Source organism: Kitasatospora sp. SC0581 (genome assembly GCF_048159585.1).
Lineage (GTDB): Bacteria > Actinomycetota > Actinomycetes > Streptomycetales > Streptomycetaceae > Kitasatospora.
Window position 1 is genome coordinate 132,614 of record NZ_JBLRWA010000016.1, and the last position, 22,905, is coordinate 155,518.

The following is a 22,905-nucleotide window of genomic DNA, read 5'->3' on the forward strand; positions in this document are numbered from 1 at the left end:
AATCTAGGTAGTGCCTGATCGTTCGTCAAGCTGGAGCGATCAAATGAGCGGCTTGATCGGATTGTGATGTTGTCGCCGCGGCAGCGTATTGCCCCGATTTTCCGGCATTCCAGTGATCGCGAGGGCGGCTTCGGAAGCCCGGCAGGTCGATCATGTCAGATCATTTGATCCAAATCTCTTGACTCCGATCGCCTATCTGCTCAGGATGACAGCCAATCGCCCCCACCCTCTGCGGGTCCCGGCCGGAGCCGACCGTTTCCGGGCCCTGTGCACCCTCGTCCTAAGGAGCCCACCGATGCGCTCGACCCCCCTCTCCCGGCGCAGAGCCCTCCGCACCGCCGCCGCGGCCACCTCGGCCGCGCTCTGCGTCACCCTGCTCGCCGCCTGCGGCAGCAGCGGCGACGGGGCGGCGGCCACCGCCGCGGACGACGGCAAGCCGGTCAGCCTGACCTTCTGGGGCTGGGCGAAGGGCACCAAGGACGTGGTCGCCGCGTTCAACGCGAGCCACCCGAACATCCAGGTCGTCTTCGAGGAGATCCCGGCCGGCGCGGCCGGCGGCTACGCCAAGCTCTCCAACGCGGTGAAGGCCGGCAACGCCCCCGACGTCTTCAACGTCGAGTACCCGCAGCTGCCGGACTTCGTCAGCCAGGGCGCCGTCCAGGACATCAGCAAGCTGGTCGACGGCGACCTCAAGGCCAAGTACCTGCCGCAGGCCGTCGAACTCACCTCGCTCGGCGGCCGCACCTGGGCCCTGCCGCTGGACGCCTCCCCCCAGGTCTTCTACTACCGCAAGGACCTCTTCGCCAAGGCCGGCATCACCGTCCCCAAGACCTGGGACGAGTTCCGCACCGCGGCGCAGCAGCTGAAGGCAGCCCAGCCCGACACCCGCATCGCCACCTTCTTCCCCGACGACCCGACCACCTTCGAGGCGATGGCCTGGCAGAACGGCGCCCACTGGTTCGCCGCCGCCGACGAGGCCTGGAAGACCGACCTGACCGGGCCGGAGACCCGCAAGGTCGCCGACTACTGGCAGAAGCTGGCCGACGAGGACCTCGTGCGCGTCATGCCGTCCTTCAGCCAGCAGTGGACCGCCTCCCTGCAAAAGGGCGAGACGGCCGGCTACCTCGGCGCCACCTGGGGCGGCGGCGTCCTGAAGGCCAACCTCGGCACCGCCCCCGAGGTCAACGGCACCTGGGCGGCCGCGCCGATGCCCAGCTGGGACGGCAGCCCCGCCAGCGGCATGCTCGGCGGCACCACCTTCGCCGTGTCCAAGGACAGCAAGAAGGCCAAGGCCGCCGTCGAGTTCGCCACCTGGGCGACCACCACCGCGGACGGCTTCAAGGCCCGGATCTCCTCCGGCACCTCCTCCGCCTACCCGGCCGCCACCGAGCTCGTGCCGGCCGCCAAGCAGGCCTTCAACACCGACTTCTACGGCGGCCAGGACCTCTACGCCCTCTACGCGGACGCCGCCAAGTCCGTCAAGCCGGGCTGGACCTGGGGCCCGGCGATGGGCGTCACCAACGGCTCGCTGAAGGACTCCTTCGGCAAGGTCGCCGGCCGGACCGGCACCATCGACGAGTCGCTCACCGCCGCGCAGCAGGCCACCCTCGCCGAGTTCAAGAACCGCGGACTGAAGGTCGCCCAGTGACCACCGGCACCCATCCAGGCCGTACCGCCTGCGCCACCGCCGGCCGGTGGCGCGGGCGGCACGGGGCACCGGCCGTGCTGCTCGCCCCGTTCCTCCTGCTCTTCACCGCGTGCACGCTGATCCCGATCGGCTACGCGATCCGGCTCAGCCTCTTCACCGAACGCCGCTCCGGCCTCGGCTTCGGCGACGCCGAGACGGTCTTCACCGGGCTCGGCAACTACACCCGGGCACTGTCGGACGCGGCCTTCCGCGGCGGCTTCCTGACCGCCGCCCAGTACTGCCTGATCTACATCCCGCTGATGACCGGCCTGGCGCTCGTCCTGGCCCTGCTGCTGGACTCCACGCTGGCCCGCGCCCGGCGCTTCTTCCAACTGGCGCTGTTCATCCCGCACGCCGTGCCCGGCATCATCGCCGCGCTGCTGTGGATGTACCTCTACACCCCCGGCATCAGCCCCGTACTGGACGCACTGGAGTCCCTGGGCACCCAGCCCGACCCGCTCGGCCACCCGCTGCCCGCCGTCGTCAACATGGCGCTGTGGCAGTGGACCGGCTACAACCTGGTCATCTTCTACGCCGCGCTGCAGGCCGTCGACCGCTCCGTGCTGGAGGCCGCCGTCGTCGACGGCGCCGGGGAGCTGCGCACCGCCCTGAACATCAAGGTGCCGCTGATCCGGCCCTCGATCGCCATGGTCGGCCTGTTCACCGTCATCGGCTCGCTCCAGCTGTTCACCGAGCCGATGATCCTCTACGGCACCTCACCGGGCGTCACCTCCTCCTGGACCCCGAACATGTACGCCTACACGGCCGCCTTCGAACGCCACGACTACGGGCTCGCCGCTTCCGCCTCGGTGCTGCTGGCCCTCGCCGCGGCGGGGCTCTCCTTCGCCGTCACCCGGCTCACCCGGGGCCGCTCCGACCGCCGGCGGGAGGCCGACGCATGACCACCACCGCCACCCGCCCCAGCGGCGCCCCGCCCCGCCGCCCGGCCCGCGCCGCCCGGCCGCGCCGCCCCTGGACACTCTCCAAGACCGCCGTCAACGGCACCCTGGTCCTGGCCACCGTCTACACCCTGTGGCCGCTCGGCTGGCTGCTCACCGCCTCCGCCAAGAACACCGCCGACCTGCTCGGCGGCAACGCCCTGGGCGCCGACAACTTCCGGCTCGGCCAGAACCTGCACGACCTGGCCACCACCGGCGACGGCATCTACTTCCGCTGGTACCTGAACTCGCTGCTGTACGCCGGGATCGGCTCGCTGCTGTGCGCGCTGGTGTGCGTCGCGGCCGGCTACGCCTTCCACGTCTACCGCTTCCCCGGCAAGGAGAAGGTGTTCGGCCTCGTGCTGCTGGGCGTGCTGGTGCCCACCACCGCGCTCGCCCTGCCGATGTACCTGCTGGCCTCCGAGCTCGGCATCGTCAACACCTTCTGGGCGGTCTTCCTGCCCTCGCTGGTCAACCCCTTCGGCGTCTACCTGGCCCGGGTGTTCTGCGCCGGCTACGTGCCGAACGAGGTCCTGGAGGCCGCCCGGATGGACGGCGCCGGGGAGCTGCGGACCTTCTGGTCGATCGGGCTGCGGATGGTGATGCCCGGCTTCGTCACCGTCCTGCTGTTCCAGTTCACCGCCATCTGGAACAACTTCTTCCTGCCGCTGGTGATGCTCTCCGACAGCCGGCTCTTCCCGGTCAGCCTCGGCCTGTTCAGCTGGAACGCCCAGACCAAGGCCTTCCCCGAGTACTACCCGCTGGTCATCACCGGCTCGCTGCTCGCCGTCGTGCCGCTCGTCCTCGCGTTGGTGCTGCTCCAGCGGCACTGGAAGGCCGGCCTGACCGCGGGGAGCGTCAAGTGAGCCCGAACCCCGCCACCGCCGCGACCGGCACCGCCACCACGCCCGCCCCTACGCCCGACCGGGAGACCACCGTGCCCGACGGCCGGCCCGCCAGCCGCCCCCGCGCCGTCCTCGCCATGCACCGCGAGCTCGCCGGGCGCCTGATCGACCCGCACACCATGGCCCGGCTCACCGCCCTGGCCGACCTCGACCCGGCACTCGTCCTTGACGACTTCACCACCCCCGAGGCCCGCGCGGCGCTCGCCGACGCCGAGGTGATCGTCTCCAGCTGGGGCTGCCCGCCGATCGACGAGGAGGTGCTGGCCGCCGCCCCGCGGCTGAGCGCCGTCATCCACGCCGCCGGCTCGGTCAAACACCACATCACCGACGCCTGCTGGCGCCACGGCCTCAAGGTCACCTCCGCGGCCTGGGCCAACGCCCTGCCGGTCGCCGAGTACACCGTCGCCGTCGTCCTGCTCGCCAACAAGCGGCTGCTGCCGATCCGTGAGGAGTACCGGCGCCGCCGCGCCCCCCACGACTGGCAGCTGGCGTACGGGGCGGCCGGCAACTACCGGCGCACCGTCGGCATCGTCGGCGCCTCCCGGATCGGCCGGCGGGTGATGGAACTGCTGCGCCCGCACGACCTGGACCTGCTGCTCCACGACCCGTACGTCGACCCCGCCGAGGCCGCCCGGCTCGGCGCCCGCGCCGTGGAGATGGACGAACTCTGCGCGGCCTCCGACGTGGTGAGCGTGCACGCCCCCGAACTGCCGGCCACCCGGCACCTGATCGACGGCCGCCGGCTCGCCCTGATGCGCGACGGCGCCACCCTCGTCAACACCTCGCGCGGCTCCCTGGTCGACCAGGAAGCACTGGTGCGCGAGGCCGCCTCCGGACGCCTCGACGCCGTCATCGACGTCACCGAGCCGGAGGTGCTGCCCGCCGACTCCCCGCTCTACGAGCTGCCGAACGTCTTCCTCACCCCCCACGTGGCCGGCTCGCTCGGCGGCGAGCTGCACCGGATGGCGGCCGCCGCCGCCGACGAGCTCGCCCGCTACACCGCCGGGCATCCGTTCGCCCACCCCGTCCTCGCCGAGGACGGACACCGCACCGCGTGACCCCGCGCAGCGCCCCCGTGCCGCGCGGCCCCGCAGCACGCTCCTCTCAGCACGTCCCTCGCACCACGTGCTCCCCGCACCAGCAACGAATCGGAGAACCCCCATGCCCCGCAGGGTGATCGGCATCGTCATGAACGGCGTCACCGGCCGGATGGGCTACCGCCAGCACCTGGTCCGCTCCATCCTCGCCATCCGCGACCAGGGCGGCCTGCCGCTCGGCGACGGCGACACGCTGTGGCCCGAGCCGATCCTGGTCGGCCGCAGCGCCGACAAGCTCAAGGACCTCGCCGACCGGCACGGCCTCACCCACTGGACCACCTCGCTCGACGAGGCCCTCGCCCACCCGCTCGCCGAGATCTACTTCGACGCCCAGGTCACCCCCGCCAGGGAGACCGCGCTGCGCACGGCGATCGCCGCCGGCAAGCACATCTACACCGAGAAGCCCACCGCCGAGTCGCTGGAGGCCGCGCTCGACCTCGCCCGCCTCGCCCGCGACGCCGGGGTGTGCAACGGCGCCGTCCAGGACAAGCTCTTCCTCCCCGGCCTGCGCAAGCTCAAGCGGCTGGTGGACGGCGGGTTCTTCGGCCGGATCCTCTCCGTGCGCGGCGAGTTCGGCTACTGGGTCTTCGAGGGCGACTGGCAGCAGGCCCAGCGGCCGTCCTGGAACTACCGCGCCGAGGACGGCGGCGGCATGGTCCTCGACATGTTCCCGCACTGGCGCTACGTGCTGGACGGCATCATCGCCCCCGTCCGCTCCGTGTACGCGCACACCGCCATCCACATCCCCGAGCGGACCGACGAGCGCGGGCAGGTCTACCGGGCCACCGCCGACGACGCCGCGTACGGCGTCTTCGAGCTGGAGGGCGGCATCACCGCCCAGATCAACTCCTCCTGGGCGGTCCGGGTGGACCGCGACGAACTGGTGGAGTTCCAGGTCGACGGCACGGAGGGCAGCGCGGTCGCCGGGCTGCGCGAGTGCCGCTTCCAGCACCGCGCGGCGACCCCCAAGCCGGTCTGGAACCCGGACCTGCCGGCGACCGAGCCGTTCCGCGCGCAGTGGCAGCGGGTGCCGGACAACGAGGAGTTCGACAACGGATTCAAGGCGCAGTGGGAGCTCTTCCTGCGCCACGTGACCACCGGCTCCCCGTACCACTGGGACCTGCTCGAGGGTGCCAAGGGCGTGCAGCTCGCCGAACTCGGCCTGCGCTCCGCCCGCGAGGGACGCCGGATGGACGTCCCCGAGCTGTCCCTGTGACGGCCGCCGGCCGCATCCGGGCCGGCCACCGAGCACCCGGCCGCCGGGGAGACCCGAGCGCCCCACAGCCGCCCGCCGACGAGACGAATGCGCTGACACCATGACCGAGATCCACCTGCCCGGCCACGGCCGGCTCCGGCTGCGCGAGCCCGCCGTCCTGCCCGCCCCACCCGCCCCCGCCCGCTCGCGGACGGCCTTCGCCGCCGCCCACGTGGTCGCCGACCCGCTGGGCGACAACGCCCCCGGCGCACCCGCCGCCGTCGACTGGGACGCCACCCTCGCCTTCCGCCGACACCTGTGGTCGCTGGGCCTCGGCGTGGCCGACGCGATGGACACCGCCCAGCGCGGCATGGGCCTCGACTGGCCGGCCACCCGCGAGCTGATCACCCGCTCCGGGGCCGAGGCCCGCGCCTGCGGCGGCCTGCTGGCCTGCGGCGTCGGCACCGACCAGCTCGCTCCCGGCCCCCACCCGCTGGACGCCGTCCGCGCCGCCTACGAGGAGCAGCTGACCGTCGTCCAGGAGGCCGGCGCGCAGCCGATCCTGATGGCCAGCCGCGCCCTGGCCGCCGCCGCGCGCGGCCCGGAGGACTACCTGGAGGTCTACGGCAAGCTGATCGCCGCCTGCGAGCGGCCGGTGCTGCTGCACTGGCTCGGCGAGATGTTCGACCCGGCGCTGGCCGGCTACTGGGGCTCCGCCGACCCCGACCCGGCCGCCGCGACCGTGCTGGAGCTGATCGGCGCGCACGCCGACCGGATCGAGGGCATCAAGGTCTCCCTGCTGGACTCCGACCGGGAGATCGCCCTGCGCCGCGCGCTGCCGGCCGGCGTGCGGATGTACACGGGCGACGACTTCCACTACCCCGAGCTGATCCGCGGCGACGAACACGGCCACAGCCACGCCCTGCTGGGCGTCTTCGACCCGATCGCGGCCACCGCCGCGGCGGCGCTGCGGGCGCTCGACGAGGGCGACCTCGACCGCTACGAGGAGCTGTTCGCGCCGACCGTGCCGCTGGCCCGGCACCTGTTCGCCGCGCCGACCTTCCACTACAAGACCGGCGTGGTCTTCCTCGCCTGGCTGGCCGGCCACCAGGACCACTTCACCATGGTGGGCGGCGCGCAGAGCGGACGTTCGGTGCCCCACCTGGTGGAACTGTTCCGGCTCGCGGACGCCGCCGCCGTGCTCCCCGACCCGGATCTCGCGGCCGACCGGATGCGCCGGCTGCTCGCCGTCGCGGGGGTGGCGGCATGAGCGGCGCCGGCGCGGCGAACGGCCTCGCGAGGCTGTCGCTCAACCAGATCACCACCCGGGGCTGGAGCCTTCCGGAGGCCGTGCGGGGCTGCGTGGACGCCGGCATCCCGGCCATCGGGCTCTGGCGCGACAAGGTCGCCGAAACCGGCCTGGCCCGCTCCGCGAAGCTGTGCCGGGACGCCGGACTCGCCGTCAGCAGCCTCTGCCGGGGCGGCTTCCTCACCGCCGACGGCCCCGAGCGGCGCCGGGCCGCGCTCGCCGACAACCTCCAGGCCATCGAGGAGGCCGCCGAACTCGGCACCGACACCCTGGTCCTGGTCGTCGGCGGCCTGCCGGCCGGCAGCCGCGACCTGGTCGGCGCCCGCGCCGCCGTCGCCGACCTGCTCGCCGAACTCGCCACGCACGCGGGCGACTTCGGTGTGCGACTGGCGATCGAGCCACTGCACCCGATGTTCTGCGCCGACCGGGCGGTGGTCTCCACCCTGGCCCAGGCGCTCGACCTCGCCGCCCCGTACCCCGCCCGGCAGGTCGGCGTCGTCGTCGACAGCTACCACGTCTGGTGGGACCCGGCACTGCCCGAGCAGATCGCCCGCGCCGGTCGAGAGGGCCGGATCGCCTCCTACCAGGTGTGCGACTGGACCCTGCCGCTGCCCGCCGACGCCCTGCTCGGCCGGGGCCACGTCGGTGACGGCCACATCGACTTCCGCACCCTCACCGACCTGGTCACCGCCGCCGGGTACGAGGGCTGGATCGAGGTCGAGATCTTCAACCAGGAGATCTGGGACACCCCGGGCGAGCTGACGCTGCGCACCCTGATCGAGCGGCACCTGACGCACCTGGCCTCGCCGTGAGAGTCGTCGTCGCGCCCGACTCCTTCAAGGGCACCGTCACCGCCCGGGACGCCGCCCTGGCGCTGGCCGCCGGCTGGCGCTCGGTGCGGCCGGACGACGAGCTGCTGCTCCGTCCGATGGCCGACGGCGGGGAGGGCACCCTCGACGCGCTCGCGGCCGCCCTCCCCGGCGCCGTCCCGTACCCGGTCCCCGACTGCACCGGCCCCGACGGGGGGCCGGTCACCGGCCGCTACGCGCTGCTGCCGGACGGCACCGCGCTGGTCGAACTCGCCGACACCGGCGGCCTGCCGCTGCTCGGCGGCGCCCTCGCCCCGCTCACCGCCGGCACCCGCGGCACGGGCGAGACCATCGCCGCCGCACTGGACGCCGGCGCGCGGCAGGTGACCGTCGCACTCGGCGGCTCCGCGTCCACCGACGGCGGCGCCGGGCTGCTGGCCGCCCTCGGCCTGCGGCTGCTGGACGACACCGGCACCGACCTCCCGGACGGCGGCGGCGCCCTCACCCGGGCCGCCCGGCTCGACCGCACCGCCCTGCGCGCCGCCCCGCCCGGCGGCGTCCGGCTGCTGACCGACGTGACCAACCCGCTGCTCGGCCCCACCGGGGCGGCCGCCGTCTACGGGCCGCAGAAGGGTGCCGACCAGGCCCGGATCGCCGTCCTGGAGGCGGGACTGCGCTGCTTCGCCGACCTGCTCGGGGGCGACCCCGCCCTCCCCGGCTCCGGCGCGGCCGGCGGCACCGCCTACGGCCTGGTGACCGCCTGGGGTGCGCAGGTGGTCCCCGGCGCGGCGGCGGTGGCCGAGCTGACCGGCCTCGACGAAGCCCTCACCGGGGCCGGCCTGGTGATCACCGGCGAGGGCCGCTTCGACCGCACCAGCCTGCTCGGCAAGGCGGTCGGCGAGGTCCTCGCCCGCGCGGAGCGGGCCGGCGTCCCCGCCCGGGTCGTCGCCGGGGAGGCCTCCGACCCCGGCGCGCTCACCCTCACCGGGCTGTCCGGGGACCCGGCCGACGCCCGCCACCGGGCGGCCCACTGGCTCACCGCCGCCGGCGCCCGACTGGCCCGCGCGGCGCCTCCTTTCACCGTCTGACGACGTGGAAGGCCTCCCGCGATCCGGACCACGCGGCCGAGAAGGCCCGCGCCGAGCACCTCCACTCGATCGCCTCCACCCGAGCACCTCCACTCGATCGCCGACGGCGAGGTCATACCGAAGACGCTCACCGTCGTCCCGCCCGGCCCCCACCTCCCAGGAGGAGCTCCCCCCATGACCGCCGCGCCGAACCCCGCCCTGCTCTCCCGCCGCCGCCTGCTGCGACTCGCCGCCATCGGCACCACCGCCCTCACCCTCGGTGCCCTCCCCACCCCCGCCACGGCCGCGGCCGACGCCTACGACACCCTGCGTCTGCGCTGGCTCGACCTGCTCACCGGCACCGGCTTCGACCCGGCCACGGCCCCCTACGCCACCACCCTCGCCGCCCTCGGCGACCGGGCCCGCACCCGGCTCCAGGCCATGGCCCCGACCTCCACGTCCCTCTGGCCGGACCTCCCCCTGGGCACCGCCTCGGCGAACGTCACCGCCTCCCACACCCGCCTGCGCACCCTGGCCATGGCCTGGGCGCAGCCCGGCACCGGTCTGACCGGTGACCAGGCCCTGGCCACCGCGATCACCACCGGCCTGAACCACCTCAACATCACCACCGGTGCCTACACCCCCACGGCCACCGCCTACGGCAACTGGTGGGACTGGCAGATCGGCACCCCGCAGGCCCTCCTCGACACCTGCGTCCTGGCCCACGACCTCCTGCCGCCCACCCGGCTCTCCGCCCTGCTCGCCGCCGTGGACCGCCAGGTCCCCGACTCCCTGGTGTCGAGCTACACGGGCACCAGCACCGGCGGCAACCGGGTGGACCTGTGCCGCGTCCTGGCCCTGCGCGGAGTGCTGGGCCGCACCTCCGCCAAGCTCACCACCGCCACCACCGCGCTCTCCCCGGTCTTCCCGTACGTCCTGGCCGGCGACGGCCTGTACGCCGACGGCTCCTTCGTCCAGCACACCTGGGTGCCGTACACCGGCTCCTACGGGGAGGTGCTGCTCGGTGGCCTGAGCAGGCTCTTCGCCCTGCTGGCCGGTTCCGCCTGGCAGATCTCCGACCCGTCCCGGCAGAACGTCTTCGACGCCGTCACCGACGCCTACGCGCCCTTCCTCTACAACGGCCTGGTGATGGACGCCGTGAGCGGGCGGGCCGTCAGCCGGGGCCGCCAGAGCGGCGACCAGCTCCAGCTCCAGCAGGACGACCACGTCCGGGGCCACACCCTGATCGGCCACATCCTGCGCCTCGCCGACTCCGGTGCCGCCCCGGCCGCCCAGTCCGCCGCCTGGCGCTCCGCCGTGAAGGGCTGGCTCACCCGTGACCACTACCTGCCCTACCTCTCCAACGCCTACCTCGACGTCCCCGAGCTCGCCCGTGCCCAGGCCCTCCTGAACTCCGCCACCGCCGCCGCCCCCGAGCCGCTCGGCGCCCGGGTGTTCGCGATGGACCGCGCCGTGGTCCGCCGCTCCGGCTGGGCCGCCTCGCTCAGCCTCTGCTCCGCCCGCACCACCTTCTACGAGACCGGCAACGGCGAGCACCTGCGCGGCTGGCACACCAACAACGGCATGCTCTCCTGGTGGGGTGCCACCTTTGGCAACGGCCAGTACTCGGACGCCTTCTGGCCCACCGTGGACCCGTACCGCCTGCCCGGCACCACCGTCTCCGCCAAGCCGCTCGCCGACGCCGCCGGCGGCACCTGGGGCGCACCCCGCCCGGACTCCACCTGGGCCGGCGGCGCCACCGACGGCACCTACGCCGCCGTCGGCCAGGACCTGCGCGGCCTCTCCTCCACCCTGACCGGACGCAAGTCCTGGTTCCTGCTGGACGATGCGGTGGTCTGCCTCGGCGCGGGCATCAGCTGCACCGACGGCACCCCGGTGGAGACCGTCGTCGACAACCGCAACCTCGGCCCCGCCGGCACCCACGCCCTCACCGTGGACGGCGCCGCCCAGCCCACCACCCTCGGCTGGTCCCAGCGCCTCGACGGCGCCCGCGCCGTCGCCGTCGCGGGTTTCGGCGGCTACGTCCTGCCCGCCGGCACCACCCTGCGGGCGAAGCGCGAGGCCCGCACCGGCAGTTGGCACGACATCAACACCGGCGGCTCCACCGAGCAGCTCACCCGCCGCTACCTCACCCTCTGGTTCGACCACGGCACCAACCCCACCGACGCCGGGTACGAGTACCAGGTACTGCCCGGCGCGACCGCCGCGGCCACCGCGGCCCGGGCGGCCGCCCCCACCGTCACCACCCTCGCCAACTCCCGTACGGTCCAGGCGATATCCGACTCCGCCTCGGGTGTCACCGCCGCCAACTTCTTCGCCGCCGGCACGGCCGGGCCGCTCACCGCCTCCGCCCCCTGCTCGGTGCTGGTCCGCGACACCGACAGCACCCGCACCGTCACCGTCGCCGACCCCTCCCGCCGGGCCGCCACCGTCACGCTCACCCTCGCCGGCACGGGCCGCCCCACCGAGGCCGCCGAAGGCGTCAGTGTGCTCTCCACCGAGGGCGCGGTGACCCTCCTGGTGGAGCTCGGCGGCACCCAGGGCGCCGGCCGCACCATCACCCTCACCACCGCCTCCGGCGCCCCGGCGACCGCCACCGCGACCCTGCTCGACCCCACCCAGGACAGCTACGTCCGCGACGGCTCCTACGCCACCACCAACTACGGCACCGCCACCACCCTGACGGTCAAGAACACCAACACCACCGACAGCGGCTTCAGCCGGCGCGCCCTCCTCACCTTCGACACCACCGCCGTCCCCGGCACCGTCCGCCGCGCCGTCCTCTGGGTCCACGGCGCGGTCGCCGACTCCGGGGGCACCCTCGCCACCCTCCAGGCCTTCACCACCGCCCCCACCCCCTGGACCGAACCCGCCGTCACCTGGGCCAACGCCCCCGGCCTGGCCCAACCCCTCGGCACCGGCCGGATCTCCACCACACCCGACTGGATCCCCCTCGACGTCACCCCCGCCGTCACCCCGGGCAACCCCTCCCTCACCCTGGCCCTCTTCCAGCCCCTCGCCACCGTCGGCCTCGCCGTCAACCTCGACGCCCGCAGCCACACCACCTTCCACCCCGTCCTGGAGGTGATCACCTCCTGACCGGCCACCGCCGCACCATCGGGTCGCGGGACCGGACGCATCCATGGACGACGAGACGCCGCTGCGGGGCCGGGCCTACGGAACCGACCACGACGACCCCGTCCCCGGGCACGTGTACCGCGAGCGTGTCGGTGGTCCGCTCGACGGCCTCTCCTGGACGTCACCGCCTGGGACGCCGACCGGCTTGCCGGCGGCGCCGCGCTCGCCACCGAGATCGGTCGGTACGGCGCCGGCGGTCCCGGGGCCACACGACCGCGAGGTCAGCCGAGAACCCCGCCACCGGGTCCCACAGTGCGTCAGTTGGCATCGTGGCGGTGGCGGTGGTGAGGTTGCCGGAGAAGTCAGTCGTCCGCGTCCGCGAAGGCCGGATCCCACGCGGCCGGGCCCCCGGAGGCCACGGTCCGCCTGGTGCCATTCGACTCTCGGACATCCGCCCGACTGCTTCTTGACGCGCTGGACCACCGCCAGGCCGTCCAGATGGCGGCTGAACTGCTCGAACTCCTGAAGCGCGAGGCCGAGTCCCAGGCCCGATGAACATTCGATCAGTGCGTGCGGTGTCCGGCACCGGCCGGGCGCCGCACGCGTTTCCAAGGTTCCAGCCCACCGCCGACAGATCACCAGCGGATAGCGCCACCCCCGCCGGGGCATAGCCGGAACCAGACCCACCAGCGGAAGGAGACCAGCAGGATGTCGTGGCGGGATGCGGTACAGCCGGCGTTGAGGGTGATGCTGCAAAGGGAGGCCTACCCGGACCCCTACCTGGAGCTGCTGCGCGTTGGCGTGGAGCACCAGGACGTCGCCGAGGACATCGTTCTGACGCTGGCGGTGGACGGGGCGCTCGTCACCGGGACCGTGATCCCGACCGCGGAATGGGAGGACCTGTACGTCCGACAGGTAGCGGACGCCGACTATTACGGGATGCGGAAGGTCGTGCGGGAGGTGATCGGGCACCTGGACCAGGCCGTCGAGGGCGGGCGTCGCCGCAGGGCGGCCGACCCACGCTTCCTGCACCTGAAAGACGTCACCGTCCGCTCGGGGCGGAGCGCCCGGAGGCTGTCGGCCTGGCGGGGGCCGCTCGCGGCCGTCGGTGGCTGGAGCCTGGGCGAGCCGGACGAATGCTGAGGGTCCCGTCGGGCGCGCGCGACCGACAGGTACGGATCGTCGCCGGGTGCCGTTCGTCAGCTGCGGCGACTCAGGAAGCCCCTGCCGGGTCTACGTGGCGACGACCGGCGAGGCCGAGGCCGGCGGCGTACCAGTCGACGTGGGTGGCGACGGCGGCGAAGACGCCGGGCCACGTCTCCTCCTGGAGGATTGCCCGGAGCAGCAATTCGCGGACATCGGCGAGGTAGGCGTCGAGGCGGTGGCCGGTGCGGGTGAGTACCGCGCCCGCCGGCCGGGACCTGGGCCGCCCGATCCTGGATTCCCCGCTGGTGCGCGGCGCGATGTGGCTGTGCTGGAGTGGCCACGACGGCATCCGCACCCTCCACCAGGGCGCCGGCCCGGCCCGCGGCTGGACCGAGCGCGACGTCGACGGCCTGGACGGCTGGGTGGCCCTGGTCGACGGCCGGATCGTCCTTGCCACCCGCCCTGGCGGCCTGCCGGAGCCCGTCGTCCACGCCGAGGCCTGGCAGGCCGGCGCGACGCTGCACGCCGCCCTCGCCCAGCACCCCACCCGTCCCGACCACACCCAGGACGAAGACGAGGGCGACGACCAGGAGCACGGGCTGCTCGGCGGCATCCGCCACCGGGTCCGCCGCCGGGCCGCTGGGATGACCCCGGAGAACATCCAGCAGGCCCTGCACCAGGCCCGGGACGACGAACGCGCCGCCGACCGCTATGCCAACGCCGGAGACGAGACCGCCTACGCCACCGCGGACACCATCCGCGCCGAGTGGCAGCGCGTCCGCGACCACACCGCCGAAACCCGCGCCGAGCGCTACGACCCCGACCACGACACCGCCCTCCAACACGCCCTGCGCGCCGAACGCCACCGACGCGACGTCGCCGACTGTGCCCGCGAGGCCGCCCACCGAGCCGGCCGCCCCGCCGCCTGCTCGCCGCCGAGTGCATCTGCCTGGGCCGCCGCCCGGCACTGGGGCCCTGCCTGTTGAGGCGCCAGCCGCCCGACACCAAGGCCTCGTCCGCTGGCGCTGCCTGCTGTGCCTTTCCCGGTCCGCCGCCTGCTGTGCCGGGCTCGCCCAGCCTTCAGCGGCCGCCGGACCACCCCGCCGCTTGGCCCGTCGGCCGCCGTCGCCTGGTGGCTGGTGGATTCGTCACGGGCCGGGTGGTGGATCGTCGTGTGGTCCCGCTGCTGCGGTGTCGTCTTGGACAGCGCTGTTCCAGGCGTGCTGGTAGGTGGTGAGGGCAGCTCGTAGGTGTTGGCCTTGGGGGGTGTCGGGCAGGCTGTGGCGGTGGGCGAGGTCGGCGGTTGCCTGGCTGGCGGGGAGGACCGTGGTGTTGCCGGCGGCCAGTGCCGCGGTGTGCCAGTAGAGCTGTCGGTTGACGGCTTTCGACAGGCCGGACGTCGGGTCGCCGACGAGTGTCCGGGCGGCGGTGGCGAGTTCGGCTTCGGCGGCCGCGAACGTGTCGTGGTTGTCGGGTGTCGGTGCGGGCACCACCGCGGTGTCGGCCCGCCCGCCGTCGGCGACAGGCTCGTCCCCGGTGGCCGCGAGCGCGTCGTCGTCCTGCCCCCGTCCGGCGTCCGTCTGCCGCCGCGTCCCGCCGCTGTGGGGCGGGGCTGTCCCGCTCTGGCCGGGGCGGGGGCTGTGGTCGGAGCCTTCGTCGTGGCCCTGGCCGCCGTCCGGACCGGCTGGAGGGACCGGAATGAACGTCCCGGGCCAGCGTACTTAGACACCACCGCGGGGACGGTTCCTGCTATTGTCACGCCCCTAGACTTTGAACGTGTTCAATATTGGGGGGCGAGTGGATACGTCGGGCGTGTGTCGGCCGGTGCCGCGGGCGGCACGGGTTCTGGTGGTACTGGCGATGCTGTGCACGGCACCAGCACTGGTCTGGGCGGCCGCCAGCGGCGGGACCTTCCTCGACGGTCCGCTCATGCTCGGTTCACTGGTAACACCCGTACCCCTTCTCGCGCGGAGTGCGGACAACTTTCGGGCAGCTTGCCGGGTCACCGGCTGGGGGGTGCTCGCGCTCTCGGCTGTCGGCTTCCTCTTCGGCCTCTTCGTGCTGGCGCCGGTGGGCATCGTTCTGCTCGCCGCGGCAAGCCGGTCGCGTCCCGGGTCCCGCCGCCTCCCGCTGCTGGTCGGCACCCTGGTGCCGGTGGTGACTCTCGGTCTTGCCGGCTGGGCGTTCGGCCCGTTGCTGATCGGCCCGTACTTCAGGGAGCCGGACGCTTTCCTCGCCACCGTTCGCGAGGGCAGTTCACTCCTTGGCCCGTCGCTTCCGGCGGAGCTCCTGGTCGACGGCTCAGGCCTCGGCCACGGCGCCACAAGCGTCAGTGTGGGGCAGACCGGCGGAGTACCGGGCGGCACGCTCACGGTCGTCTTCGCCCCTCGCACTCCCGCCGCCGATCTGGCCGTCCTGCGGCAGAGGATCGCGGGCCTGCCGGGCGTCAGCGATGTCAGGCTCTGCAACCCACCCGCCCACAACTGCCGCTGACCGGGAACCGGACCCGCCGCCCGGGTGGCCGCTGCCGCTTGCCCGCGCGCTGGCCGCCCGCCCCGGGCACCGAGCGGGTGCGGACGGTCCGTACTGCACCAGGTTTTCGATCCGGGCGGCACCGGGCCGGGGCTGCGGCCAACGGCTCGTCGACGGCGGGGTTCTCCTCGGCGCCGGCAGCTGGTCGACTCCCGCGTCGCCCCGATCGGCGTCCAGCTCGTCTGAGGCCCACCCGCCCCGGTCCGCTGCTGCACCGGTTCGTCGCCGGGTTCGCCAGGGGGCCTCGCCCCGGCGTCGTCGTTCCGGCGGTTGTCGGGCTCCGGCGTCGGTTGTCGGCCTCGCCGCTCCGGGTGCCGTCCGGCTTGCCTCGGCGACGTCCCGTCCCACCCGCATCCGGTGCTGTCGTCGTGGCGGTCGGCGGTCGGCGGTCGGTCCGCTCGCCGAGCGCGCCGGGTCGACGTCCTCGCCGCTGCCCCGGTCATGGCCGCCCGTCGTTCGGCTCGCTGCTGTTCCCAGCCTGCTGCCGCCGTTCCGGCTCGTCCTCGCGACGTCCTGGCCTGCCGCCTGCCGTCCGGCCTCGGCGTTTGCCGCCGCCCCGCCGCCGTCCCGCTGCTCCGGCGCCGTCCCGGTGTCGTGGTCCGGCTCGGCCCGGCTTGTTCGCTGGGCTGGGCCGAGTAGCGGGTGCTCGCGGCGGGGCCGGCGTACACGGCGGAGGCCTGTCCGTGGTGTTCCGTTACCGTCCCGCCGTGACGGAACCTGCTGGGCCCGTGCCCGGCCGCCGGGCGGTGCCCCGCGGTCGCGCGCCGTTCCGTCGCCTAGGGTGCCTCGACGGCCCGCGGGTCGCTGGTCAGCGCGTAGCGGCGGGCGGCTGTTCGGCGGTGCTGCCGATCTCCTCGCCGGGGATGCCCAGGGCTTCCTCGGCTTTGCGGTCGCAGAGGTAACCGGGGGCGACCTGAAGGGCGAGCAGGCCGAGCTCGTGGCGGACGTCCAGCCGTTGCCGGGCCATGTCGCGGCCCCGGGCGACGCAGGAGTGCCACTGCTCGGTGTCCCAGCCGTCGGGGCCGTGGACGACGGCGAGCTCGGCGGCCGGAACGTCGGGCCGGGACCGGACGTCGGCGACCGAACGCGCGACGATCTCGGCGACGACCGTGGCCTCGGGCGGCCGCCCGCCCGAGGCGCCGGCGTCGGCCAGGCGCTCGGTGATCAGGTCGGTGAGCTCCGCCGTCCTGCCCTTGAGCTCGACGACCGCCCGCACCGGCAGTACCAGGCCGGTGTCCCACGCGTGGGACAGCTCCAGGCCGGCTTCCCGCCGGACCGTCGCCTCGATCGCCTCGGCCGTGGCCGCCAGGTCCAGCAGCCGGTAGGCGGTCGAGCGGCTCACCCCGAACTCGGCGCCGACCGCGCCCCGCTTCTCGGCCTTTCCAACCTCGCCGCCACCCGCTACGTCCTGTCCGCACACCCGGAGAAGAAGAACGGCCCCATCGCCCCGTAGAGCTACGACCGTGGGGACCGACAGGGCGGCGAGGCGGCGGCGGACCGTGAGCGTGAGCAGCAGCCACTACGTTGAGTGGCACCTGCCTGGCTATGACCCGATCCTGGAGCTGGGCGTGGCGCCCGCGTGGCTCCAGGTCAGCGAGCAGATTCCGACTACAGCACGGGGAACGATCATGGCCAACGTCACATGCTTTTCGGTCCACCCAGAACCACAGTCCATCCCGCCCGACGGGACGGTCTTTTTCTCGGTAGGCCCGGATGATCGTTTCGGCGGCGCCGCGATCACGGCCACTGTCCAGGCAGGCTCAGGCTCGGGAAAGACCGTGTTTGCCGAGGTGATACAGATGGCCACGCGGAGTCAGATCGACTTTCCTGGACCTGCGACGAGCCACTTCCTCGACATCGTCGTCAGGAACAACGGTCACGTCAGCGACGGCGCCGCGACCATCGACTTCTACGACGTTTTCATCACCTCTATCACTCCGTAGCTCGCTCCGACGGTGGTTTCAGATAGTGGCACCACAGGGCCGCCGGCCAGCGCAGCCACAACTGCGAGCCGCGCTGCGGGCCGGCTACGGCTAACCCCGGCGACGCCGAGCGCCTGGACGCCGAACTCGCCGAGCAGCTGCTGCGCCGCGTGCCGGTCGACCGACTCGACCAGGTCGACCAGGTTCCCCGCCGTCGTGGACCTGGTCGCGGTCGCCGAGATCGTCGCCGCCTACTGCGGCCGCGTGCTGCTCGCCGCCGACCCGGAGACATCCGACGCCGTCGACCAGGCCGTCGCCGACCTGCTGGCGCGGCAGGGCGCTGAGTGACCGACCAGCACCAGCAGCCGGACCCGGCAGACGCCGTGGTCACCGACCGCGCCGCCCAGCGCGCCAAGGAGCTCGGCGCCACCAAGGCACTGGAAGCGCTGCGCGCCAACTCGCACACCGGCCGCGGCTCGGCCGCCCGCTCCGCATCGTCACCGAGGGCGGCCAGCAGGTCGAGCTGTACCAGGGCCTCGATCCGGACGGCGACGGCCGGGACGGCGTCCGGCGGCTCGACGACCGACTGGCACACCGCGCGCTCGCAGCCTCGGCACAGGCACCGATCCATGAGGGCTGCGGCGTCTTTCCACCTGCCATCGAACTCGCCGATTAGGTGGCGCCCGCTGTGCGGGAGGGACGGCGGGCGCGCCCGGGGCCGGGGCGACGTTGTCCGCCGGGGGCGGGCCGTGGCGGTGGTGAGCGCTCGGCGAAGGCCGGCCCCCGCCCGGCCGCCTCCCATACGTGGGGCGACGGCGACTCCGCCAGGCCGCCAGGAGGACGAGCCCGTCGTTCTGGCCGACATCGCCGACCGCCCCGGTGCCCGTCCCGGCCGGCGTCGGACCCCGTCGGCCGACGACGCCGCGCGCCCGCCCGCTGCACTGCCGCCTGCCCGCGCACCGTCCGGTTCTGCCCCGGCCGCCGCCGGCTGGCTGGTTCTGTACCGCCTGCTGCCGATCGCCTCGCTCGGGCCGCCGGCGTACCGTCACCCGACGGTCGGCGAGTCGCCGCCCGGTCGGGCCCACACCGCCCGCCCGGCCCGCCCTGCCGGTCGAGGCCCGCTGCGCCGGGGTTCGCCCCGCCTGCTGCGTCCTGCCCGCCGCGCCCCGCCTTCGGCGGCCGCCCGCCGTCCTGGTTGTCCTGGCCGTCGCCCGCTGTCCTGGCCTGCTCTGGTGGGGCTGCGCTGCCTGGTGGGGTTGGTTTCGTTACGGGCGGGGTTGTGGTGGATCGTCCTGTCATTCCGTCACGGTGCCGTTCCCGGTGGTGTTCCCGGTGCCGTTCCCGGTGGTGTTCCCGGTGGTGTTCGCGGTGCTGGTTCTGGTGGTGTTCCAGGCGTTCTCGTAGGTGGCGAGGGCAGCCCGTAGGCGTTGGCCTTGGGGGGTGTCGGGTAGGCGGAGCCGGCCGCGGCGGCTGGCGAGGTCGGCGGTGGCGTAGCGGAGGTGGGGCAGCAGCATGTCCTCGCCACGGGCCAGTGCCGCGGTGTGTCGGTACAGCTGCCGTTCGACGGCTTTCGACAGGCCGGACGTCGGGTCGCCGACGAGGGCCCGGGCGGCGGTGGCGGGTTCGGCTTCGGCGGCCGCGAGCGCGTCGTGGCTGTCGGGTGTCGGCGCGGGTACCACCGCGGTGTCGGCCCGCCGCCGTCGGCGGCGGGCCCGTCCCCGGTGGCCGCGAGCGCGTCGTCGTCCCGGCCCCGTCCGGGGGCGGGGTCCTTCTGCCGCTGCGCCCCGCCGTCGTAGTCCGGCCCGCTCTCCGGTTCGGCGTCCGGCGCGTCCGGCCGCTCGCGCGGCTCGGCGACGGCGTCGTCGCCGACCTCACCGACCAGGCCGGGGTCCGGCCGGGCGGCGGCAAGCTCGTCCTCGGTGGCCGCGGGCGCGGTGTCGTCCTGTTCCTGGCCGGGGCCTGGCGGGGTGGTGGGTTCGGTCTCGGTGTCCTCCGGGGTGGTGGGGCGGGACCGGGCCGGTTCGGGGTGGGTGTGCGGGGTGCCGTCGTCGAAGACGACGGTGAGCTGGGCCCCGGCCGCCGTGGCCACCTGCCGTGTTCCGGTCGTGGTGGTCGTCTGCCGCGCCCGGGCGGTTCCGTCGTTGCCACCGGGGCCGGCGGAGCGGCGGGCCGGGCCGGGCTGCTCTGTGTTCGCCCCGGCGGCGCGGGTGGTCTTCCGGCCGGTCTCGCCCGGGGTGCCACCTGCCGGGTGGTCGGGAGTCTTCGGGCGGGCGCGGCGGCAGGTGGGGAGGAGTTCGTCGTAGGCGGTGGTGGTGGGCAGGGGGCGGGTGTCCGGGGGCAGGGCGGCCCGGACCCGTACCGGCTCGGCGGCCGGTGCGCGGCCGCGGCCGGGGCCTTCACCGCGGCTGGGGCTTTCACCGTGGCCGTGGTCGCCGTCCGGGACCAGGGCGTCCGGCCTCGCCGTCGTCTCGTCCGCTCCGGCTCCGCAGGCGCTCTGGAAGGCGGTCAGCAGGTTCTCGGGGACGGCCTGTTGGCCGCGGACCTGCGCGCGCTTGCCGCGCCCGGCGGGGGCCGGCGCCGCCGCCAGGGCGGAGGCGGCCGTGTAGCCCTGCCGCTCGCCGGCCGCCTGGTCGAGGGCTGGCGCGGGGAGTCCGAGGAGGGCGAAGGCGCCGTCGAGTGCGGCCTGGGCGGCGCGTGCGTGCCGGACGAACACCGCCGCCTGGCCGCCGTCCAGGCCCTCCAGGACCTGGCGTGCCTGTTCGTCGCCGCCGAGGCGGGCCAGGAGGGTGCGGGCCTCGTCCCGTAGGGCGGGGAGTTGTTCCTCGAGGCGGCGTCGGCGGTGTTCGGCCTGGCGGCAGGCGGGGCTGCAGTGCAGGGCGGGGCGGCCGGTGGCCGCCTTCGGCAGGGGCCGGCCGCATCCCGGCCGTGTGCAGGCCGGCCCGGTGCTCAAGGGTTCCGTCACACGGAGGATTCTGACGAAATGCCAGCCGGATCGGAAGCGGGCCCCGGCGCGTGAGGCCCGGCCGCGCGCCGTCCCGGCCCCGCCCGCCGCTGGCCTGGGCCGCACCGGGGTGGTTGCGTCACCGTCTCCCGGTGACGGAACCACCCGAAGCTCTCAGGGTGTGACCTGTTGGTGTTGTGGGGCGTGGAATGGCCCCACAGGCCGGGTTGTCTGGACCTTTGGTTGTGCCTGTTGGGGATGTTCGCGGGGTCGGTGTGGGGTGGGGTTTGGTTACTTTGTGTGGTGGGTGGGATTGGGGGTCGGGTCGGCCGCTGGTGGGGCTGGTGGGGTTTTGTTGGGCGTGTTTTGGGGGTGAATTCCGCCGGGTATTCCGTGCTGCTGCTTTTATGGATTCGCTGCCTGTGGTGGTCTGAATTCGGTTTGGGATTGTGGTTGGCGGGGTGGTGGCGGGGGTTGGTGTTCGGTTTCGTCTGGGGGTGGAGCCGCCGGGCCCCGTCTGGGGCGTTCCGGCCTGCTGTGCCCTGCCCGCCCGCTGCGCCGCTGTCGGCGACGGGCTCGTCTCCGGTGGCCGTGCGGGCCGCTCTGCGCCGTCGTCTGGGCCTGCTGCGCCCCTGCTTGGCCGCCGCCGTCCCGGGTCCGCCGCCCGGGCTCCGCCCCGTTCGGGGCCGTGCGCAGGTCGGGGGTGGCCGTCCGGGCCCCTTTGCGTCGTCGTCGCCGTCCCGCCGTGCTGGCCGCGGTCCGGGGCCGTGCCCGTCCGCTGCGCCGCTCGCTGGACGGGTGGGTGGCCGTCAGGCCGCCCTGGTGGGGGAGGTGGGTCAGCGGCCGGCGAGGTGGCGGGAGGTGAGTTCGACGTCCTGGAGCTGGGTGGTGGTCAGGCGCCGGGCTTCCCAGATGACCGTGGCCAGGTCCACGGCCCGGGTGTGGAGCGGCGGCAGGTCGTCGGGTAGGTGGATGCCACCGAGTGCTGCGAGGTCGGGGGCGGGGATACCGAGCACGCCGGCGAAGCCGGCTACCAGCTCGGGGGTTGCTTCGACGGTGCCGCGGCCGACCCCGCCGATGGTGGACGGAGACAGGTAGATCCGTCCGTCGGTGACCGCGTACAGGGCCCTGACCGTGCTTGGCCAGGTGAGGTTCCGGCTGTGGGCGAGCCCCAGGAGCGCCGCGCCGAAGCCCGGCTCGTACCGGTGGTACGGCCGGTCGACCCCGCCACGCCCCTCACGCCGCACCAGGGGCTGCGCCCGGATCGCGTCCAGCAGCGGTCGCCGGTTCTCGGCGGGCATGATCATCGCGTTGTAGACGACGGTGCTGATCGACCAGTTCGGGTTGCGGGTGATCGGTGTCAGGTCGTCGGGCACCGGTTGTCCGGCGAGGACGAACAGGTCGGCGGCGTGCAGGCCGAGTGCCGGTCCGAGGTCTCTCAATAGCCGTCCGGTCGGCGGCTGCCCGCCGAGCACGGCTTGCAGCTCTGCCGGGTCGATGCCGGCCGCTGACGCAAGCGTGGCGGAGCCGAGCGCCCGGTGGCCCGTCAGGTGCGCCAGCAGCGCGCCGAACCGTAGTAGGCCTGCCATGCCGTCAGCCTACCGACGGCCTGCAGGTGCTGGCTGTCCTGGGGCACCGTCTGGAGCTGCAGGTACCCGTGCTGGTCCGGGCTGTCGGGGCCGGCTTTCTCCTGGTGGTGTGCTCGGCGGCCTGGCGGGACGGTTGGGTGGCCGTCAGGCCGCCGTGGAGGTCCGTTCCGGGGCGGCTGGCCGTCAGGTCGCCCTGGTGGTGGCCCAGGAGGCCTGTGCCTGGCCTTCTGCTGGTGGCCCAGGAGATCCGTTGTCGGGGATTCTTCCGTCCGGCCGCGCGCCGGCTGCGCGGGTTGGGAGGGTGGGGTGGTGAAGACTGCGCGAGGAGCCGGTCCGGATCGTGTCTGTGTGCTGCCGGGGCGGCCGGGGTGGATCCGGGATGTCGTCTACCTCGGCGACTAGGTGCTGGACTACCTGGCCGTGGCCGCGGCGGCGAACGCCTGGCGGGACGATGGCCGGTATCTGCTGCCGGCGGACACCTACCGGGTCGCGGCCCAGGCGATCACGGACCTGGCCGTCGCCGTCCATCGCCGTCCTGGCCGCGCCCCGTCCGGGTGCCTGCTTCCGCCGTCCGGGGCCGTCCGGGCCGGGACCGCCGTCCGGGGCCGTCCGGGCCGGGACCGCCGTCCGGGGCCGTCCGGGCCGGGACCGCCGTCCGGGGCCGTCCGG

21 protein-coding genes are annotated in these 22,905 nt (G+C 74.2%); 16 read left to right on the plus strand and 5 right to left on the minus strand.

The window, feature by feature from the left end:
- The first annotated feature begins 295 nt into the window (after positions 1-295).
- From ACLWS4_RS23645 to ACLWS4_RS23695, 11 genes are all read left to right on the plus strand, one after another.
- Complete coding sequence (locus tag ACLWS4_RS23645) at positions 296-1,648, plus strand: ABC transporter substrate-binding protein (RefSeq protein WP_416875164.1); 1,353 nt, start codon at positions 296-298, stop codon at positions 1,646-1,648.
- On the plus strand, positions 1,645-2,589 hold the full coding sequence (locus ACLWS4_RS23650) for a carbohydrate ABC transporter permease (protein ID WP_416875165.1): 945 nt from the start codon (positions 1,645-1,647) through the stop codon (positions 2,587-2,589). Before ACLWS4_RS23645 ends, ACLWS4_RS23650 begins: the two co-directional genes overlap by 4 nt.
- Positions 2,586-3,491 carry a carbohydrate ABC transporter permease gene (locus tag ACLWS4_RS23655; protein WP_416875166.1) on the plus strand — a complete coding sequence of 302 codons (906 nt, stop codon included), beginning with the start codon at positions 2,586-2,588 and terminating at the stop codon, positions 3,489-3,491. Before ACLWS4_RS23650 ends, ACLWS4_RS23655 begins: the two co-directional genes overlap by 4 nt.
- Positions 3,492-3,607: 116 nt before the next feature.
- Positions 3,608-4,588, plus strand: a complete 981-nt coding sequence (locus tag ACLWS4_RS23660) for a hydroxyacid dehydrogenase (protein ID WP_074006233.1) — start codon at positions 3,608-3,610, stop codon at positions 4,586-4,588.
- A gap of 103 nt (positions 4,589-4,691) precedes the next feature.
- Entirely contained in the window at positions 4,692-5,843 is a 1,152-nt protein-coding gene (locus ACLWS4_RS23665) for a Gfo/Idh/MocA family protein (RefSeq protein WP_049657187.1), read from the plus strand.
- A gap of 100 nt (positions 5,844-5,943) precedes the next feature.
- Complete coding sequence (locus ACLWS4_RS23670) at positions 5,944-7,092, plus strand: dihydrodipicolinate synthase family protein (protein WP_074006085.1); 1,149 nt, start codon at positions 5,944-5,946, stop codon at positions 7,090-7,092.
- Positions 7,089-7,943 carry a sugar phosphate isomerase/epimerase family protein gene (locus ACLWS4_RS23675; RefSeq protein ID WP_049660487.1) on the plus strand — a complete coding sequence of 285 codons (855 nt, stop codon included), beginning with the start codon at positions 7,089-7,091 and terminating at the stop codon, positions 7,941-7,943. The genes ACLWS4_RS23670 and ACLWS4_RS23675 overlap by 4 nt, the downstream gene beginning before the upstream one ends.
- Positions 7,940-9,028 carry a glycerate kinase gene (locus ACLWS4_RS23680; RefSeq protein ID WP_416875167.1) on the plus strand — a complete coding sequence of 363 codons (1,089 nt, stop codon included), beginning with the start codon at positions 7,940-7,942 and terminating at the stop codon, positions 9,026-9,028. The genes ACLWS4_RS23675 and ACLWS4_RS23680 overlap by 4 nt, the downstream gene beginning before the upstream one ends.
- Before the next feature lie 174 nt (positions 9,029-9,202).
- Positions 9,203-12,127 (plus strand): polysaccharide lyase family 8 super-sandwich domain-containing protein, encoded by a 2,925-nt coding sequence (locus ACLWS4_RS23685; RefSeq protein WP_416875168.1) that lies wholly within the window; start codon positions 9,203-9,205, stop codon positions 12,125-12,127.
- Between the two features lie 408 nt (positions 12,128-12,535).
- Positions 12,536-12,661 (plus strand): hypothetical protein, encoded by a 126-nt coding sequence (locus tag ACLWS4_RS23690; protein WP_416875169.1) that lies wholly within the window; start codon positions 12,536-12,538, stop codon positions 12,659-12,661.
- Positions 12,662-12,814: 153 nt separating this feature from the next.
- Positions 12,815-13,249 (plus strand): hypothetical protein, encoded by a 435-nt coding sequence (locus tag ACLWS4_RS23695; protein ID WP_416875170.1) that lies wholly within the window; start codon positions 12,815-12,817, stop codon positions 13,247-13,249.
- 70 nt (positions 13,250-13,319) lie between these two features.
- Here ACLWS4_RS23695 and ACLWS4_RS23700 read toward each other — a convergent pair whose 3' ends face one another.
- Positions 13,320-13,454: a hypothetical protein gene (locus tag ACLWS4_RS23700; RefSeq protein ID WP_274538711.1), complete on the minus strand. Its 135-nt coding sequence runs from the start codon at positions 13,452-13,454 to the stop codon at positions 13,320-13,322.
- 46 nt (positions 13,455-13,500) lie between these two features.
- Here ACLWS4_RS23700 and ACLWS4_RS23705 point away from each other — a divergent pair, with 46 nt between their 5' ends.
- Positions 13,501-14,238 carry a hypothetical protein gene (locus ACLWS4_RS23705; protein WP_416875171.1) on the plus strand — a complete coding sequence of 246 codons (738 nt, stop codon included), beginning with the start codon at positions 13,501-13,503 and terminating at the stop codon, positions 14,236-14,238.
- 162 nt (positions 14,239-14,400) lie between these two features.
- Here ACLWS4_RS23705 and ACLWS4_RS23710 read toward each other — a convergent pair whose 3' ends face one another.
- Positions 14,401-14,742 (minus strand): hypothetical protein, encoded by a 342-nt coding sequence (locus ACLWS4_RS23710; protein ID WP_416875172.1) that lies wholly within the window; start codon positions 14,740-14,742, stop codon positions 14,401-14,403.
- A 286-nt stretch (positions 14,743-15,028) separates the two neighbouring features.
- On the opposite strand from ACLWS4_RS23710, the gene ACLWS4_RS23715 reads away from it, so the two are divergent.
- Positions 15,029-15,745, plus strand: coding sequence for a hypothetical protein (locus ACLWS4_RS23715; RefSeq protein WP_416875173.1), 717 nt, complete (start codon positions 15,029-15,031; stop codon positions 15,743-15,745).
- 847 nt (positions 15,746-16,592) lie between these two features.
- On the opposite strand, the gene ACLWS4_RS23720 is transcribed toward ACLWS4_RS23715, so the two are convergent.
- Positions 16,593-17,204, minus strand: coding sequence for a hypothetical protein (locus ACLWS4_RS23720; protein WP_416875174.1), 612 nt, complete (start codon positions 17,202-17,204; stop codon positions 16,593-16,595).
- A gap of 85 nt (positions 17,205-17,289) precedes the next feature.
- On the opposite strand from ACLWS4_RS23720, the gene ACLWS4_RS23725 reads away from it, so the two are divergent.
- On the plus strand, positions 17,290-17,727 hold the full coding sequence (locus ACLWS4_RS23725) for a hypothetical protein (protein WP_416875175.1): 438 nt from the start codon (positions 17,290-17,292) through the stop codon (positions 17,725-17,727).
- Positions 17,728-17,922: 195 nt separating this feature from the next.
- Positions 17,923-18,054: a hypothetical protein gene (locus tag ACLWS4_RS23730; protein ID WP_416875176.1), complete on the plus strand. Its 132-nt coding sequence runs from the start codon at positions 17,923-17,925 to the stop codon at positions 18,052-18,054.
- A 955-nt stretch (positions 18,055-19,009) separates the two neighbouring features.
- On the opposite strand, the gene ACLWS4_RS23735 is transcribed toward ACLWS4_RS23730, so the two are convergent.
- Positions 19,010-20,668 carry a hypothetical protein gene (locus ACLWS4_RS23735; protein ID WP_416875177.1) on the minus strand — a complete coding sequence of 553 codons (1,659 nt, stop codon included), beginning with the start codon at positions 20,666-20,668 and terminating at the stop codon, positions 19,010-19,012.
- Positions 20,669-21,483: 815 nt separating this feature from the next.
- A complete protein-coding gene (locus ACLWS4_RS23740) occupies positions 21,484-22,236 on the minus strand; it encodes a hypothetical protein (protein ID WP_416875178.1) in 753 nt (250 codons plus the stop codon).
- A gap of 402 nt (positions 22,237-22,638) precedes the next feature.
- On the opposite strand from ACLWS4_RS23740, the gene ACLWS4_RS23745 reads away from it, so the two are divergent.
- The coding region (locus ACLWS4_RS23745; protein ID WP_416875179.1) for a hypothetical protein at positions 22,639-22,905 on the plus strand (267 nt) is incomplete at its 3' end.

Excerpts from the sequence above, each read along its gene's own strand:
- ACLWS4_RS23645 (WP_416875164.1), top strand. The coding sequence starts at position 296 with ATGCGCTCGACCCCCCTCTCCCGGCGCAGAGCCCTCCGCACCGCCGCC.
- ACLWS4_RS23655 (WP_416875166.1), top strand. The coding sequence starts at position 2,586 with ATGACCACCACCGCCACCCGCCCCAGCGGCGCCCCGCCCCGCCGCCCG.
- ACLWS4_RS23660 (WP_074006233.1), top strand. The coding sequence starts at position 3,608 with ATGCACCGCGAGCTCGCCGGGCGCCTGATCGACCCGCACACCATGGCC.
- ACLWS4_RS23665 (WP_049657187.1), top strand. The coding sequence starts at position 4,692 with ATGCCCCGCAGGGTGATCGGCATCGTCATGAACGGCGTCACCGGCCGG.
- ACLWS4_RS23670 (WP_074006085.1), top strand. The coding sequence starts at position 5,944 with ATGACCGAGATCCACCTGCCCGGCCACGGCCGGCTCCGGCTGCGCGAG.
- ACLWS4_RS23675 (WP_049660487.1), top strand. The coding sequence starts at position 7,089 with ATGAGCGGCGCCGGCGCGGCGAACGGCCTCGCGAGGCTGTCGCTCAAC.
- ACLWS4_RS23685 (WP_416875168.1), top strand. The coding sequence starts at position 9,203 with ATGACCGCCGCGCCGAACCCCGCCCTGCTCTCCCGCCGCCGCCTGCTG.
- ACLWS4_RS23695 (WP_416875170.1), top strand. The coding sequence starts at position 12,815 with ATGTCGTGGCGGGATGCGGTACAGCCGGCGTTGAGGGTGATGCTGCAA.
- ACLWS4_RS23740 (WP_416875178.1), bottom strand. The coding sequence starts at position 22,236 with ATGGCAGGCCTACTACGGTTCGGCGCGCTGCTGGCGCACCTGACGGGC.